Annotated in this window: 15 protein-coding genes and 1 pseudogene; 6 read left to right on the forward strand and 10 right to left on the reverse strand. The window is 54.4% G+C overall.

Going from position 1 to position 16786, the window contains the following annotated elements:
- Nucleotides 1-307: SulP family inorganic anion transporter (locus ACTF5G_RS06355; protein WP_438951986.1), on the reverse strand; the 307-nt coding region annotated here is incomplete at its 3' end.
- A 202-nt stretch (nt 308-509) separates the two neighbouring features.
- Between ACTF5G_RS06355 and ACTF5G_RS06360 the strand changes: the two genes are divergently transcribed.
- Nucleotides 510-701: a CopG family transcriptional regulator gene (locus ACTF5G_RS06360; RefSeq protein WP_438951987.1), complete on the forward strand. Its 192-nt coding sequence runs from the start codon at nt 510-512 to the stop codon at nt 699-701.
- Between the two features lie 56 nt (nt 702-757).
- Here ACTF5G_RS06360 and ACTF5G_RS06365 read toward each other — a convergent pair whose 3' ends face one another.
- Genes ACTF5G_RS06365 through ACTF5G_RS06375 form a run of 3 tightly spaced genes read right to left on the reverse strand, consistent with a single transcriptional unit; the run spans nt 758 to nt 3460 of the window.
- Nucleotides 758-1069 (reverse strand): hypothetical protein, encoded by a 312-nt coding sequence (locus ACTF5G_RS06365; RefSeq protein WP_438951988.1) that lies wholly within the window; start codon nt 1067-1069, stop codon nt 758-760.
- Nucleotides 1070-1123: 54 nt separating this feature from the next.
- Nucleotides 1124-2599: a cardiolipin synthase gene (gene cls / locus ACTF5G_RS06370; protein WP_438951989.1), complete on the reverse strand. Its 1476-nt coding sequence runs from the start codon at nt 2597-2599 to the stop codon at nt 1124-1126.
- 3 nt (nt 2600-2602) lie between these two features.
- On the reverse strand, nt 2603-3460 hold the full coding sequence (locus ACTF5G_RS06375) for an ion transporter (RefSeq protein ID WP_438951990.1): 858 nt from the start codon (nt 3458-3460) through the stop codon (nt 2603-2605).
- Between the two features lie 157 nt (nt 3461-3617).
- Between ACTF5G_RS06375 and ACTF5G_RS06380 the strand changes: the two genes are divergently transcribed.
- Genes ACTF5G_RS06380 through greB form a run of 5 tightly spaced genes read left to right on the forward strand, consistent with a single transcriptional unit; the run spans nt 3618 to nt 8688 of the window.
- A complete protein-coding gene (locus tag ACTF5G_RS06380) occupies nt 3618-4820 on the forward strand; it encodes an APC family permease (protein WP_438951991.1) in 1203 nt (400 codons plus the stop codon).
- Between the two features lie 2 nt (nt 4821-4822).
- Nucleotides 4823-5821: an NAD(P)H-quinone oxidoreductase gene (locus tag ACTF5G_RS06385; protein WP_438951992.1), complete on the forward strand. Its 999-nt coding sequence runs from the start codon at nt 4823-4825 to the stop codon at nt 5819-5821.
- Between the two features lie 30 nt (nt 5822-5851).
- Complete coding sequence (yciH, locus tag ACTF5G_RS06390) at nt 5852-6175, forward strand: stress response translation initiation inhibitor YciH (protein WP_438951993.1); 324 nt, start codon at nt 5852-5854, stop codon at nt 6173-6175.
- Nucleotides 6176-6178: 3 nt separating this feature from the next.
- Nucleotides 6179-8137 (forward strand): S9 family peptidase, encoded by a 1959-nt coding sequence (locus tag ACTF5G_RS06395; RefSeq protein WP_438951994.1) that lies wholly within the window; start codon nt 6179-6181, stop codon nt 8135-8137.
- Nucleotides 8138-8148: 11 nt separating this feature from the next.
- The gene (greB, locus tag ACTF5G_RS06400) at nt 8149-8688 is read left to right on the forward strand and encodes a transcription elongation factor GreB (RefSeq protein ID WP_438951995.1); all 540 of its coding nucleotides are present in this window, start codon (nt 8149-8151) and stop codon (nt 8686-8688) included.
- On the opposite strand, the gene ACTF5G_RS06405 is transcribed toward greB, so the two are convergent.
- The 6 genes and pseudogenes from ACTF5G_RS06405 to ACTF5G_RS06430 form a co-directional block, all read right to left on the reverse strand.
- Nucleotides 8637-9986 carry an HD-GYP domain-containing protein gene (locus tag ACTF5G_RS06405; protein ID WP_438951996.1) on the reverse strand — a complete coding sequence of 450 codons (1350 nt, stop codon included), beginning with the start codon at nt 9984-9986 and terminating at the stop codon, nt 8637-8639. The genes greB and ACTF5G_RS06405 overlap by 52 nt on opposite strands.
- A gap of 74 nt (nt 9987-10060) precedes the next feature.
- The gene (locus ACTF5G_RS06410) at nt 10061-11431 is read right to left on the reverse strand and encodes an HD-GYP domain-containing protein (RefSeq protein WP_438951997.1); all 1371 of its coding nucleotides are present in this window, start codon (nt 11429-11431) and stop codon (nt 10061-10063) included.
- Between the two features lie 48 nt (nt 11432-11479).
- Nucleotides 11480-12104: pseudogene (locus ACTF5G_RS06415) on the reverse strand (uracil-DNA glycosylase family protein).
- Nucleotides 12105-12107: 3 nt separating this feature from the next.
- Nucleotides 12108-12449 (reverse strand): hypothetical protein, encoded by a 342-nt coding sequence (locus tag ACTF5G_RS06420; RefSeq protein WP_438951998.1) that lies wholly within the window; start codon nt 12447-12449, stop codon nt 12108-12110.
- 13 nt (nt 12450-12462) lie between these two features.
- Complete coding sequence (locus ACTF5G_RS06425; protein ID WP_438951999.1) at nt 12463-15621, reverse strand: efflux RND transporter permease subunit; 3159 nt, start codon at nt 15619-15621, stop codon at nt 12463-12465.
- Nucleotides 15618-16712: an efflux RND transporter periplasmic adaptor subunit gene (locus tag ACTF5G_RS06430; protein WP_438952000.1), complete on the reverse strand. Its 1095-nt coding sequence runs from the start codon at nt 16710-16712 to the stop codon at nt 15618-15620. Before ACTF5G_RS06430 ends, ACTF5G_RS06425 begins: the two co-directional genes overlap by 4 nt.
- Nucleotides 16713-16786: the final 74 nt, after the last annotated feature.

Consider the following 16786-nt stretch of genomic DNA (forward strand, 5'->3'; position numbering starts at 1 on the left):
TGACAGATTCCGGAATGTATTCGATGTAACGTCCGAGCCTCAACAACGCCATTAAGACGAGTATCGCGCCTCCAAGGATACTTGCCACCAGCAAACCGGGCAGTCTATATTGCTGAACAACCGGATAGAGAATGACGACGAAAGCTGCGGTAGGACCGGAAACACTGAAACGCGAACCCCCGGTCAACGGGATAACAAGACCCGCTATAATGGCGGTGTAAAGCCCATACTGTGGCGCAACGCCACTTGCAATTGCCAGCGCCATGGCAAGAGGAGTGGCAATAATGCCAATGGCAATGCCAGCCATGGTATCCTTGAAAAAAGCCGTTGAGTTGTAGGGGAGTCGTTGAGGGAGGTACGGAGACCGTGAGCGATCTTTAGTGAAAAAAGGTGCGCTCTATGAGCCATGTTAAAAACCTGCAACGACAGAAGATGTTGAGTTTAATGGCAAGACATATTAACATTCAATTAACATAATAACTGAAAACTGCTCCAGCGAGTATCTCCTGATGGAAAATCGAACAGCCAGATTGACATTACTGATTGACCCGAAGAAAAAAGCTATCTTCGAGCGGCTGTGTGCCAGTGAGGATGTCACCCCCTCCCAAAAGATCCGGCAATTCATCCGGGAATATGTCGAAGATAACCTGGGGTCCGACTGGCGAAATCAAGTCTTTGGCGATGAAGACAACGCTGGCTGACTGAGGGCGTCTATCCATCCTTAGAATGTCCATCCTCAGAATAACAAAGGTCCTGCTCAGCTGATTTGCTCGGTAAACGGCTTGCCTGTCAGCTCCAGAATAATCTCTTTTTTGCAGGTCAGAATTGTCACCTGATTTTCATTGCTCCAGTCCATACTGACCAGATCGTCCATAAGTTCATCATCCAGAGCATCCGCCTGGTTAATCTCGGTATAGCTGATAATCTCGGGAAAGACGATGCGCAGGGAAGGCTCTTCGTCTGAGGGGTCGTTGAGACATTCAATAAACAGCAAGCGCACATCGACATCATAAACAAGATTATAAATGTAAGGGGACGTTTCGCCCAGAAGTTCGGCAGTCAGCGTCATAATGTTTCTCAACAGCATTGTATGGGCAGCTATCGTACCCTATTTTCCACTGCTCTATTGGATTGGTGAGAATAATCTTGCCAGTTTAGTCAATGCGAGGAATAGCGGGCTGCGCTTTTCCAGTGATGCGGTGGTTAATGGCAGGCACCCACTAAAATCATCCAGCAACATTGCTTCCACCTCGCTGGCAAATATCTGATCCCTGACCATCACCGTAATCTCAAAATTAAGATGGAATGACCGGTTATCAAAATTGGCCGTTCCCACATACACGCGGTCACTGTCCACCAGCACAACCTTCTGATGCAGGAAGCCGCGCTGATACTGAAATGCCCGAATACCAGGATGCTGTATCTCCATCAGGGCAGCAAATGAAGATAGCTGAACAAGCCTGTTATCGGTCATGCCCGGCAACATAAAACGCACGTCAACACCACGTAGTGCCGCCAGTTTCAGGGCATTGCCGACAGATTCATCCGGAACGAAATAGGGACTGACAATCCAGATGCGCTCAATGGCACTGTTGATGGCATGCAAAAACATCAATTGGCAGGAGTCCAGCAGGTCAGCCGGGCCACTGGGCAATACCAGAACCCGCTGATCACTCGGCATGCCCACCGGATGCCAGTTCATGGCGGGCACCTCCCCCGTCGCCCAATACCAGTCCTCCAAAAAAGACAACTGTGCACCCTGCACTGCCGGCCCTTCCAGTTGAACATGGGTATCCCGCCAGGGTTTGAGTCGAGCATGCCGATGGTGATACTCATCGCCGAGATTGGCGCCGCCAACAAAGGCAGCCCGCCCATCCACAACCACCACCTTGCGATGATTGCGGAAATTGATCTGAAAGCGACGCCGTTTGGGCCAACGCCAGGTACGAAAGGACTCTATGGCTATTCCAGCTTCCCGACAGACTCGCAAATAGCGGCGTGTCAGTTTGAAGCTGCCGATGGCATCGTAGAGAAAATAAACCTTTACTCCCTGGCGGGCCTTTGCCGCCAGTCGCTGTAAAAGTTCATTCCCGAGGCGGTCGTCGCGAACGATATAGAATTGCACCAGTATATAGTCATCGGCAGCGTCGATTGCCGCAAAGATACGCTCAAAAATCTGCCCCCCATTAACCAGCAATGACACCCGATTGCCGCGAGTAAATGGCATCAGGGCAAGCTGTTCAAGCAACTGAACAGCAGCGGGGGCATCCCCCGGCAGACTGAAATCCTGGGACATTTCCGATAACAGTTTTTGGGCGATCTGCTGTATTTCCAGATCACCCTTGCGACGCGCTTCCACATAGCCGTAGAACCGCCGCTGCCCGAACAGAAGATACACAGGTACCACCAATGGCGGCAAAAAAACCAGTCCCAGCGACCAGGCTATGGCACCCTGGGTTGTGCGGGCTTTGAAAATGGACTCGACTGCCAACGCCACACCCAATATCACAGTCAAGATATAGATCGGCAGCCAAAACTGGCCGATCCACTGCCAGCCCTCACCAATCAATATCAGCGGTGGCCCGAACCAATGGCCCACCGACTATATCCCCCTGCCCGTTGGTGGCAAATCAGCCAGCTCGGGAGTACTGGTGGCAAGGCCCGCACCACACCATTTACAAAAACTGGCATCGCGATCATGGCCTGCCTTGACACAGTTGGGACAGGGATACAGGGATTTCTCCCGCTGCATTTCGCCCGCCAGTTCAGCCGTGATGATTCCCGTGGGAATGGCAATGATGGAATAACCGGTCAACATCGCCAGCGTGGCAATAATTTGCCCCGACACCGTATGGGGTGTGATATCGCCATAACCTACCGTGGTCAGGGTTACGATGGTCCAGTAAATACTTTTTGGAATACTGCTGAAACCGTTTTCAGGGCCTTCCACAACGTACATCAGGCAGCCGAATAACGTGCTCAACACCAGAACACAGGAAAAGAAGATAAAAATTTTCCTTCGGGCTTGACGAATGGAACGCATCAACACATCGGCTTCAGACAGATAGCGAACCAGCCTCAATATCCGGAAAATTCGCAATACCCGCAACAGGCGGATAATCAGCAAATAATGGGCTCCGGCAAAAAACAGAGCCAGATAAGAGGGAATGATCGAAACCAGGTCAATAAGACCATAAAAGCTGAACAGGTACTTGCGGCGGTTGGGGGAACAGAAAATTCTGAGGCCGTACTCCACCGTGAACACGGCTGTAAAAAACCATTCCACGGAAAAAAACAGTATGGCGTAACGGCTACTGAGGGATTCAACTGTGGTCAGCATCACTGCCAACACACTGGTTAAAATGGCATAGATCAGAACAATATCAAACCGCTGTCCCGCTTTGGTATCCGTACCAAAAATGACCTGGTAAAGCTGTTCACGCAATGGCTGTTTTTCCATAGTGTTCAGCGACTCCTCTTTATTATTTGATCATTGGCCGCCATATCGACAGATTGGCCAATCCTAATGGTTGTAGCCCAGTTTGGGTAGTTAATAACGTCACCGAAAATTCGGCCGCCGGACGACTGACCACACCATCAGGACCTATACTCTACCCATGAATCAGCCAACTCCGCTTCTGCGCTCTCTGTCACTGCTGGAAATCAGTTTTTATGGCATAGGGACCATTGTTGGCGCAGGGATTTATGTACTACTGGGCGCAGTGGCCAGCGAAAGCGGCATGATGGCACCCTTGGCATTTCTACTGGCAGCGGTGGTTGTCTGTTTCAGTGCTGCGTCATACGCCGAGCTATCCCGACGCTTTCCCCACAGCGCAGGGGAGTCCGTATATATCATGGAATCGCTCGGATCAAGACACCTGGGTGCCCTCGTGGGTTACGCCCTGGTTCTCGGTGCCATTATTTCCGCAGCCACCATCACCCGAGGTTTTACCGGTTATATGAGCGTCTTTTCCGATCTGCCGAATTGGTCGATGATGACGCTACTGATCATCGCCCTGACCGCTATTGCTCTCTGGGGTGTCAAGCAATCTGTCACTATCGCCATCCTGACAACGGTGCTGGAAATTGGTGGATTGCTATTGATCATTATCATCAGCGGTGATGACATCAAACAGCAGGAAATTGACTGGTCATCATTTGCCCCCACGTTCAGCATCGTTGAGCTGACGGCTATAACCAGCGGGGCTTTTCTGGCATTTTTCGCGTTTATCGGCTTCGAAGATATGGTTCACATGGCTGAAGAAGTCAAAAACCCACAGGTGAACCTGCCTCTCGGTATTGCCATCGCTGTGACCGTGACCACACTGCTCTATGCCGCCATTGCGATCGTCGCACTGCAAACGTTGCCAATCGAGGATCTGGCCAGCTCATCGGCACCAATGGTTCTGCTGATCGAGCGTAACAGTGATCTCCCGTTGCAACTGATAGGGGCAATCGGCGTTATCGCTATGGTAAATGGTGTACTTCTGCAAATCATCATGGTTTCCCGGGTACTTTACGGCATGGCAAAACAACAGCTGGCACCGATTCTGCTCAGTTCCGTGTGCACTGCGACGAGCACCCCCATCCCCGCTACGCTGCTGGCCGGCAGCCTGGTGCTCGCCTTTGCCCTCTGGCTACCGGTCACCACACTGGCCAAAGCCACCAGTTCGCTGATACTGGTGGTATTTACCCTCGTCAATCTATCCCTGTTATCCTTACGTTATCGGGAGCGACAACGGGGTCCGTTACAGATGGGTACACCGGCAGCTGGGGCATTACTCTGTATTGGCTTTCTTGTTATGCAAATTTGGAGCTGATCATGACATTACCCCGGGAAATGGCATGTATTGAAATCGGTAAACCCGGTTCAGCAGAAGTGCTTACCACAACCCGCCGTCCTGTAATGCTGCCGGGTGATAACGAGGTATTGATACGGGTTCGTGCAGCAGGCGTCAATCGACCCGATGTGTTGCAGCGTCAGGGTCGGTATCCACCACCGCCCGGGGCCTCGGATATTCCCGGACTGGAGGTGGCCGGTGAAATTGTTTCCGTCGGCAATAATGAAACGAGCTGGCAAGTGGGACAATCGGTCTGTGCGCTCCTCAGTGGTGGCGGTTACAGTGAATATGCGATTGCCCACGAATCACTCTGCCTGCCTATACCCGCGCCCTTCAATCTGATTCAGGCAGCCGCCATTCCCGAGACATTCTGTACGGTATGGAGCAATCTGTTTCATAAAAAAACCCTTCAACCCGGCGAAACACTTCTGGTTCACGGCGGTAGCAGCGGTATCGGCACCACTGCAATCCAGTTGGCCAACATGCTGGATCATCGCATCTTCACCACTGCGGGCAGTGACGAAAAATGTGCCTATTGCCTGCAACTGGGCGCTGAGGCCGCCATCAATTACCGGCAACAGGATTTTGTTGAAGAAATTAAATCACTCACAGATGGCGTCGGTGCAGACGTGATTCTCGATATGGTGGGCGGTGACTATATCGGCAGGAATATCCGCGCCGCGGCATTTCGGGGACGCATCCTGTCAATCGCTTTCTTGAAAGGTTCCAGGGTAGAGGTGGATCTGATGCCGGTCATGCTGAATCAGCTGGTACTGACCGGGTCTACCCTGCGCGGTCGGCCCGTTGCGGAGAAAGCTGCCATAGCCCGGTCGATGCTGGAGAATGTCTGGCCGTTGCTGGAAAATGGTGCCATCGCACCGGTTATCAATGAAACCTTCCCGCTGGCCCAGGCAGCCAAGGCCCATCAACTGATGGAAAGTAGCGAGCATATTGGCAAAATTGTACTCACGCTGGATTAATCGTCCTGAAATCGGGAAAACCCTGTCACCATGAGCAAAGAATCTCGTCTTGTTTATTCCACAGATCGCGGGCGCATTAAACCCGACGAAGCCGTTCCGGTCGGCCCCATCGGTGACGGCATTGTGCGGATTCGCCGTGAAACCAGCGGCCGAAAAGGCAAAGGTGTGACCACCATCAGCGGTCTCGCCTTGAAGGATAGCGAGCTGAAGCCATTGGCAAAAAAACTCAAGGAACTCTGTGGTACCGGCGGCTGCATTAAAAACGGCATCATTGAAATTCAGGGTGATCACCGGGAAAAGATTCGTGACACGCTGGTCAGTCAGGGGCATACCGTTAAATTGGCCGGAGGCTGACCGATGCCGTTAACCGCCCCCTACGGCAGTTGGTCATCGCCTGTTGTACCGGATCTGCTCACCCGCTCTGTGCCAGGTTTTGCCTGGCCTAGAGTGGATGGCGATAATCTCTACTGGCTGGAGTCACGTCCCTGGGAAAACGGCCGGTCCGTGGTTATCCAGAAAGACCTTCAAGGTAATATTCGGGATGTTCTGAATGCCCCCCTCAGTGTCCGCAGCAGAGTACACGAATACGGTGGCACACCCTATCTGGTGGCGGACAACATGCTCTACTTCTGTCTTCAGGATGATCAGCGTCTGTATGCCCAGAATCTGGCCAACAGCCATGCATTGCCAGTACCACTCACACCGGAGGGCGACTACCGGTTTGCCGATTTTTGTCTGGATCAGAAGCGCCAGCGCCTGATTTGCGTGGCTGAAGACCACAGACAACCCGGTGAACCGGAAAATCTGCTGGTCTCAGTGCCACTGGACCAGTCAATGGTCATTCAACGCCTGTGTGAGGGCGCGGACTTCTACGCCTACCCGCGACTCGACAACAGCGGTGACCGGCTGTGCTGGATCAGCTGGAATCATCCGGATTTGCCCTGGGACAATACCTGTCTATGGCTGGCAGAATTGGGTGCCGACGGCAACCCCCTGGAACCACGCCTGCTTGCCGGAAACGGCCATGAATCCATAGTGCAGCCCTGCTGGTCACCGGACAACCAGCTGTATTTTGTCTCCGACCGCGACAACTGGTGGAACCTGTACCGCTGGGATTCAGACAGCGATTGCCTGTCAGCCATATTATCGATGGAGGCGGAGTTCGCCACCCCTCTCTGGGTATTGGGCATGTCCAACTATGACTTCTGCGACGATGGAACACTGGTCTGCAGCTACACCCTGCAGGGACGCTGGCAGCTGGCCATCTTACCCCCCGGCAACCAGTGTCTACAGGAGATTCCAAATGACTACACCCAGATCTCCGATCTCTATTGCCGGGGCAATCGCGCATGGTTGGTGGGAGCATCGACCACCCGGGGGGTCGAACTGGCAGAGCTGGATACCCAGGGGCAGCACACCCAACACAACCCGCTCAGCGTATTGGCCAGAGGCAATTCACTGGCCATTCAACCGGGCTATCTGTCCAGCCCACAACCGGTCAGCTTTTCATCCACCGGGGGGGATATTGCCCACGGATTCTTTTACCCGCCGGCCAATCCCGAATACAGCGGCCCGGCAAATAGCCTGCCGCCACTCATCGTCGTCTGCCATGGCGGTCCAACTGGGGCAACCAGTTCGGCCCTCAACCTGAAAATCCAGTACTGGACCAGTCGCGGCTTTGCCGTGCTGGATGTGAATTACCGGGGCAGCACCGGTTATGGCCGCCAATACCGGCAAAAGCTCCAGGGTGAATGGGGTATTGTCGATGTGGAAGATGTCACCGCCGGTGCTCGCCACCTGATCGAACAGAAAAAAGTTGATCCCCGGAAAATTGCTATCCGGGGCAGCAGTGCCGGTGGCTACACGGCACTGGCGGCCCTGTGTTTTGGGGATCTGTTCAAGGCCGGAGCCTGTCTGTACGGTATTGGCGACCTCGAAACGCTGGCCCGCGACACCCATAAATTCGAATCCCGCTATCTCGACCGTCTGGTGGGTCCCTATCCGGAAAAAAAATCACGCTATCGTGAGCGCTCCCCGCTCTACCATGCGGAGAACTTTCATTGCCCGGTAATATTTTTTCAGGGACTGGACGACGAGGTGGTACCACCGGAGCAGGCACTGACCATGGTCAAGGCGCTGAAAGAAAAACACCTGCCTGTGGCCTACCTGCCCTTTGCCGACGAAGGCCATGGCTTCAGAAAAGCGGAGACAATCCGTCAGGCGCTCGAAGCAGAACTGTATTTCTACGGCAAGGTTTTCGGCTTTACCCCCGCCGATAAACTGCCCGAGATTTCCACCCACAACCTGCAAGAATAGTCCGCCAATCCATGGGAAGATACCGACCACCCGCTGTAAAAAGCGCCCCCTACATCACCCCGGAAGGGGTGCGGACATTGCGGGAGGAACTGCACCGACTGTGGAAAGTGGAGCGTCCCCTGATCACGGCCACTGTCCATGAAGCCGCCAAAAATGGTGACCGCTCGGAAAACGGCGATTATATCTACGGCAAAAAACGACTGCGGGAAATTGACCGACGGGTACGCTATCTGAGCAAGCGGCTGGACGAACTGACTGTCGTCGATCGACAACCTGAAGAGCGCGACAAAGTCTATTTTGGTGCCTGGGTTACGCTGGAAGACGGGCGGGGAAACCGGCATTGTTTCAGACTGGTCGGTGCCGATGAAATTGATCCCGCACAGCATAAAATCAGCATTGATTCACCACTGGGGCGACAACTTCTGGGCAAGCGTCTCGATGACGAGATCAGCTTGGCTATCAAAGGCACCAGGGCCCAATGGCTGATCAGTGCGGTGAGTTATTCACCGGAGTCAGAAAGCCTGTCCGGAAATAGCACAGAGGCGGGATAATCGAGCAGATCAATACCGAATTCACCATTTTTCAGCACCCGCCCAATCTTCAACTCTGACGCCTGACCTGTGCTCTCCAACGCCACCAGATCGAGAATCTCCGGTTGCTGTAAGGGCTGTTTCTGGTCGTCCAGCAACACACTAAGCATCGGCAATTGTCGCTGTTTCGGCCCACTGGTCAGCACCACTGCCACGCAACCGTTCTTGAGTTCAACCAGATTACCGGGCGGATAGGGGCCAATCGCATGGATGAACTCCAGAGCAAGCTCTTCATCAAACTGCTTGCCGCGATGCCGGTAAATCTGCTGTAACGCCTCCAGCGGTGATTGTTCATGCGCATAAATCCGGGGGCTGGTCATCGCATCATAGGCGTCAATAATACTGATCATTCTGGATGTCTGGGAAAGCGTCCCGGCATTGATCCCTCGCGGGTAGCCTTTCCTGTCGAGCCGTTCGTGGTGATTGATGACAGCCTCTGTGGCAAAACGGGCACCCTCTTCGCTGTTCAGCAACAGGTTTCTTCCCAACACGGGATGACTGTTCATCAAATGCAATTCCTCCGCCGAGAGCTTTTCCGCCTTGCCCAGTAACTCAAGGGGCAATCTGATCATCCCCAGATCCGCCAGCAGACCTTGCAGGCCCAGTTTGAGAATATCCTTCTCCTCCAACCTCAATAGACGGCCAAAATTGACTGCCAGTATTGAGACATGCAGGCAGTGCTCAAGCAGGTATTTTCCCTGGTCCTTGATGTGCGTCATCCACAGTAACGGATCCGGGTGCCGTAAAATGCTTTGCGTGAACGCTCCCACCAGACTCTTTGCCTTAATGAGATCCACCCGATTCTCGTTGCGAGCCTGGGTCAGTAGAGCTGCCATCACTTTTCGGCTGGCAAGATAAATACGTCGGGCGCGAACATGCTCCACAAAAAAAGTGCTGGTGGCCAGGTGCGGTGTACGCGTGTCGAGCGTGGCGACCAGTGAAGGTTTTCTCTCCTGGGACTGGTTGAAAATACCGGTATCGGACTTGACGGAAGTAAAGGCGTTCGTGGCCGTATTGACCACTGGCTTGGCAAAAGGGTCCTGCTTGCCGGACCAGCGCCGACCAACTTTTTCGACATAGACAAAATTGCACAACTCGCGAAGCTTCTTTACTTCAGTGAGCGAACTGACCACAAAACCCTGGGTGAGGAAAGGCGTACCCAGCCAGGGGCGGTCGAGCTCTGCGACAAACATACCGAGCTTCACTTCGGAGGCAGGAACTCTGACATAAGCAGATTTATCGAGAAATTTATTGTCCATAACAAAACATACTTCCTGTTTCTGTTCACATGCACGGTCAATGACCATACTTCCCTGATGATTTCGGCTCTCTGTTAATCGCCGCGTGGCTCTTCCTCGGATTCAGGCGTCGTCGAAGCAATACCCGCTACGGCGGTTTTCACCGGGCAGTCTTTCAGGAACACACCATATTCACCATCCTTCAGCACACGGTGGATCAGCCACTCGCGGGGTACCGTGCCGCGTTCCACATCCAGCAGGTTCACAAACTCTTCGGCAATCGGTTTTTTATCACTATCAAGTACCAGTTTTACATTCGGCAAGTGTCGCTTTTTGCTCTGTGAAGACAGCACAATACCGACATAGCCATTGCTCAATTCCACGATCGTTCCCGGCGGGTAGGGGCCCATCAACTGAATAAACTCCAGCGCCAGGTCTTCATCAAAATGGGTGCCGCGATATCGATAAATTTCCTTCAGCGAGTCCAGTGTGGAACGCGCCATGTCATAACAGCGATCACTGGTCATGGCATCGAAGGCATCGACAATGGCAATGATACGGGCATAGGTGGACAACTCGTGGGCAAACAGACCCCGCGGGTAACCCTTGCCACCCATACGCTCGTGGTGGTTGATGGCAACGTCGATCGCAGAGCTGAGACTCCCCTGAGACTTCATCAACAGTTTTCGACCTTCCTCCGGGTGGGTCGCCATCACCTCGAACTCTTCCTTGCTGAGTTTGCCCGGTTTGTTGAGAATCTGCTCCGGAATACGCATTTTACCGACATCGTGCAACATACCACCGACCCCGAGCTTGACCAGTTCATCCTTGGGTAGACGCAGGTGTCGGCCAAAGGCAACCGCGAGGATGCAGACATTCAGGCAATGCTCCATGGTGTAATAATCCATGTGCTTGATTTTTGCCATCCACATCAAGGCACTGGGGTTGCGCAGGATACTGTCAACACAATGGCTGACTGTCTCCCTGGCACCTTCAGTGTCCAGCGCGTTGCCAAGCCGTGCCTGTTCAAGCAGGTTGGACACTTGACTGTGGGCGGACTCATAGGCCCTGCGAGCCGATGGATGCTCCTCTTCCACAGAGATTTCGACCGGATGTTCCGGGCGAGTGTGCATGGTGTCGATGGGAGAGGGCTTCTGCTCCTCCGCACGAACCCTTTTTTGCAAACCACTGCCACCGGAGCCATCGAGATTGCGCTTGGACAGACCAAAATCCGCCCGAAACGGGTCTTTCTTGTCACCCCAGCGGCGGCCTTCCTTTTCCACAAATACATAATCACAATATTCTTGCAGTTTGCGAATTTCGGAGGGGTGGCGTATCACGAAGCCCTGCAACAGAAAGGGCGTTTCCAGCCAGGGACGATCCAGCTCGGTCACCAGCATGCCCAACTTCAAACCGCTAACCGGCACACGAATAAAATTTGATCGATCGAGAAACTGGTTACTCATCTCTGTTCCCTGCTATCAGCCTGATCAGACAGGCTGCTCACTAATGTTTCAATCGGCACGAAGCGTCCCACGTGCATTGAGCCTCACCGCAACCTCTTGTTTTAAACAGGGCACCAATTCTGTCTCAAACCATGGATTGTTGGCCAGCCAGTGTCGATTACGTGGCGAAGGGTGCACCAGGGGCAAGACAGGCGGCAAATAGTCCCGCCAGTGGCTGACCCGCTCAGTGACTGTCCGGTATGCATCCTTGAGATAATAGCGCTGGGCATACTGGCCGATCAACAGAATCGGGGATATTTGCGGCAACTGGCTCAGTATCGCTTTATGCCAGGTGGGTGCGCATTCTACCCTGGGTGGTAAATCACCGGATTTTCCCCGCCCCGGATAGCAAAACCCCATCGGCATAATGGCAAAAGCTCGCGTCATTAAACTGTGTTTTGCTGACCCCGAGCCACTGGCGCAACCGGTCGCCACTGGGGTCATCCCAGGGAATACCACTGGCATGCACCCGGGTACCGGGTGCCTGACCAATCACCAGAATCTCGGCCGTCGATTCCGCTCGCAACACCGGCCTGGGCCCCAGCGGCAAATCCCTGCACAGGGTACAGGCTCGCACCTCGGCCAGCAGATCACGAAGCAACAAAGTACCGTCTTTGCCGGCAGTATGATTCACGAATCAACCCTGAGGCACCTTTTCGTCGACACTGGCCCAGTAGGTGTTGAGCAAAAACCCGCCCAGAACGCCCAGCACCAGCCACAGAGACCATTCTCCACCGGGAACCGTCAACAACACCCAGGCCACCCCGGACATCACCAGCAGGGACACCAGGGGCTGACGCAACTTTCGATTGACCGAATACCCGTCATCGTAAGGACGAATACGATTCAACAGTGGCGCACCCGATGAAAACAGAACTCCCAGCCAGACGATATCCCGCAAAACAAACAACCCCACCAGAGAGGCCAGCAAGGCGATCGCGCTCCAAGTGAAGAAAAACAGGGAAAACAGTTTTTTCATAGGACGGATACCATCAATCGGGCTGCCGGGTTCGCAGGTTATACAGACGGGGCATGACTCGCGACTGCAGATACTCGGGCAGTGCCAGCATGGCCGGAGTGAACACCAGGGTCAAAATCGTCGAGAACAGCAGCCCATTGACAATCGCAGCGGCCAATTGCTGCCACCATGAAGCAAGCTCACCGTTCACCTCGATCTGCCGGTGAATGAAATCCAGGCTGACACTGCAGGCCAACGGCAGCAATCCCACCGCCGTTGTGACCGTGGTCAACAGCACAGGTCGCAATCGAGTGATGGCTGCCATTACAGCAGCATCCACGGCGTTCAGATGACAGTCTTGCCGACGCAGATGATTGTAGGTATCAATCAACACAATATTGTTGTTCACCACGATACCGGCAAGCGCCACGATACCAATACCCGACATCAATACACTGAGCGGCTGTTGCATCACCAACAAACCGAGTAACACACCGGCCGTGGACATGACCACAGCCGACAGAATCAGAAATGCCTGATAGAAGCTGTTGAACTGCATGACCATCAGAATCAGCATCAGGAACAGCGCCATCAGGAAAGCCACACCGAGAAAGGCGATGGAGTCTTCCTGCTCCTCGTTGGCACCGCGAAAAGCGATCGTCACAGCAGGATCGATGTCTGCAGTTTCCAGCCAGGCAGTGATCTCCTTCACCTTGTCATCTGGCAACACGCCATCTTCGGCATTGGCCCTGACAAACAATACATCACTCCGGTCGATCCGCTGAAGACTGTCCAGTCGGGGTCGCGGTTGCCGTTCGACAAAAGTGCTCACCGGCACAGCACCGGAAGGCGTCGTAACCCGCAGTTCATCCAGGGCAAACAACCCCCGATCCACCGCCGAATACCGCACCCTGATCTCCACTTCTTCCTCCGCATCATCGGGCCGGAATTCGCCGATTTTGATACCGTTGGTCACCAACTGCACCATGTTGCCCACCTGCAGGGTATCGACACCCAGCATCGCCGCCTCGGCACGGTCCACCACCAGCTCCCACTCTATGCCAGGCAACGGCAGGGTGTCCTCGATATCCCGCAAACCGGTCATCTGATTTTCCAGGTAATAGCGAATTCGGCGGGCTTCCTCGCGCATGATCTGGCGATTGGCAGACGAAAGCTGTAACTGAATATCCTTACCCACCGGTGGGCCACCCTGGACCGGATTGACGGTCACATCAATCCCCGCCATACCGGACACGGCGCGACGAACATCGGCATAGACTTCGCGACTGGTGCGGTCGCGATCACTGGCCCGCCCCAACTCCACCAGAATATTGCTGATCTGGTCTTTGGCCCGCTCGAGGTTGCCGCCGATACTGTTGCCGCGACTTGCTGCATACACGGTTTTCACATGGGGTACCGCCATCACCCGAAGTTCGACTTCACGGGACAGTTGCGACATATCGGCTATGGTCAAATTGCCCTGTGCCTGCACAGACACGATACCGTAACGGTCTTCGGTCTCGACAAAAAAGTCCACGCCCCGGCCAAACGAGCCATACAGCACAAAAATTGTCACCAGCAGCAGCAGTACTGAAGCAATCGTCACTACCGGTTGGGTCAGGGCCCAGCCGATGAACCTGCCGTAACTGTCACCGAGCCTGCCAAGGTAAGCCTTGCCCCTGAGCGGATTTTCAACTGTTCCGCTTACCTGGACCGACTGATCTTTTTTTCGACCGAACAGTACGCCCAGTACCGGCACAAACAGCAAGGCATACAACAGCGACCAGGAGAGCACCGCAAATACCGTCACCGGCAGGTAGGACATGAATTCGCCCACTACCCCCGGCCAGAGCATGAGCGGCAGGAAAACCGCCAGTGTCGTCGCCGTCGAAGCGACCACCGGCATAAACATACGGCGCACTGCTGTCACATAGGCATCGCGCAGAGACAGGCCCGAGAGGGTTTTCTGGTCGGCATATTCCACCACCACAATGGCCCCATCAATCAACATCCCCAATGCCAGCAACAGGCCGAAAATCACCATGAAGTTAAAGCTGTAACCGAGCAGATAAACAACAATCGTTGCACCAAACAGGGAAAAGGGGATCCCGAGACTCACCAACAACCCGGAACGCAAACCCAGTGCTGCCACTACCACCATCATTACCAGGGCAACAGCGGTAAGAATATTGCCCTGTAGTTCGTTGACCATTTGCAGGGCAAAATCGGACGCATCAAAAATATAGTCGATCTGGACACCCCGGGGCAGGGTATCGGACGATGCCTCAACCAGCGCCTTGACCGAGGCGACAGACTTGATGGCGTTGGCCTTGTTGCGCTTGAACACTTCAATGGCCATGGCATGGCGACCGTTGATGTGACTGAAGGTGGTGGGATCCTTGAAGGTACGGCGAACATCGGCCACATCCGCCAGCGTCACCACCCCCTCCGAATTGGACTTCACCGGCAAACCCATCAGATCTTCCCGATCCTCGATCAGGCCAGGCACCTTGACCCCGAAACGACCGCTGGCAGTGTCGTATTCGCCACTCGGAACCAGCAGATTATTGGCCGCCACGGTTTTCAATAGCTCGTCTGCCCTGACGTTGTAGTGTTCGAGGGCAGAGGGATTCAGTAGAACCTCAACCACCTCTTCGCGGTCGCCAGACAGGTTCGCCTGCAGGATTTCCGGCAGCGATTCTATTTCCAGCCGCAAATCGCGGACAATGTGGAACAACTCGCGTTCTGTCAGCTGTTCCCCGGAAAAGGCAATCACCAGGGTCGGTTCAGGCGATGCCGACAATTCGTTGACAATCGGCTCATCCGTATCATTAGGGAATTCAGCCTTGGCCCGGTTCACTGCCTCACGCACATCCGCCAGTGCGGCATTGATATCGGTGTTGATCTCAAATTCCACAACTGCAAAGGCCGATCCTTCCTGGGCACGGGTGGTGAGTTCCTCCACCCCGTCGAGTGACTTCAACTCGATTTCCAGCGGCTTGACCAGCAGGCGATTGGCATCCTCTGGCGAAATACCCTGGTGTGTCACCGTCACCATGACCACTGGCACCGTCACATCGGGATTCAGATCAACACTGATGAGATAGCGGGCAGCCACCCCGGCGATCAAGACGAATAGCAGAATGGATACGGTAGCCCTGGCACGACTGATCCCCTGTTCGAGGAATTTCATTGGGCGGACAATTCTTCTGCTACAAGAGGTGCCGCGTCTTCCTCTTCTGCCACCACCTGTTCACCCGCAGAAACATATTCCTGGCCTACGGTGATAATGCGCGTCCGCTCGGGCAACCCGGCAACCCAGACACCTGCTCCGTCATCCCCGACCAGGTCGATCAGCACAAAATCGACCCGATCATCCCGATTGACGACTTTCAGACCCAGTTCACCACTGTCACCCAATGCCAACAGCGAAGCCGGCACTCGGTGGGCCCGAAGTGCATTGGTGGCCACCATCACCTGACTGGCCACACCGGCACGCAGCTGGAGGGAGGAGTTCGGCAGGGTAACTTCCATTTCATAGGTGCGGGTTTGCGGTTCAGCGAGGTGACTGAGATAGGTCACCTCACCAGTCACCGACTGGCCCGTAGCCAGCCGCACCTCAGCCTTGCCGCCAATTTCCGCCCGCACCACTTCCCGCTCGGAGAGACGTGCAACGACTTTCAGCGGGTTCATTTCCACTATCTCTGCACAGACATGATTGCGATCCATGTAATCGCCGACTTCCAAGGGCCGATCGTCGACAAACCCGGCAAAAGGCGCCGCAATACGGGTATTGGCCAGATTGATCTCAGTGAGACGAAGGGTCGCTTTGGTGCTTTCCAGTCGCGCGTTGGCCTGGGCAATGGCCGAATCAGACTGGTAGCCCTTTTCTCTCAGTTTCAGGGCACCGCGATAATCGATTTCTGCCTGCGCAACCGCCGCCCGTGCTTCCAGAACCCGCTGCTCGCGGTCTTCCACAGCCAGCTCACAAATGGTATCCCCTTCAGCCACTGCCTGTCCCTTGTCAGCAGGCACCGCTACCACCCGGCCGCTGACCTCGGCCCGCAGGCTCACATGGCGATTCGGCACCGTCCTGCCTCGGGCAGAAATCTGGCGGGAATAGTCTTCTGATTCCACCCAGCGAACCCGGACCTTGGTCAACTCACCCGCAACCGCCGGGTCGTCCTCCGGGGTGGTGTCACTGTCACCACCCACCAATTCACTGGCAAACCAGAGGATGATCAATACCAGGATCACCAGTGCGATTCTCACATTGGCATTCAATTGTATTCTCCCACAGAACACGAAACCCCTCGCACAGACCATTCTGCATCGCAGCAACCATGGTAGCCGAGCCA

This window comes from Porticoccus sp. (assembly GCF_965660005.1).
Lineage (GTDB): Bacteria > Pseudomonadota > Gammaproteobacteria > Pseudomonadales > Porticoccaceae > Porticoccus.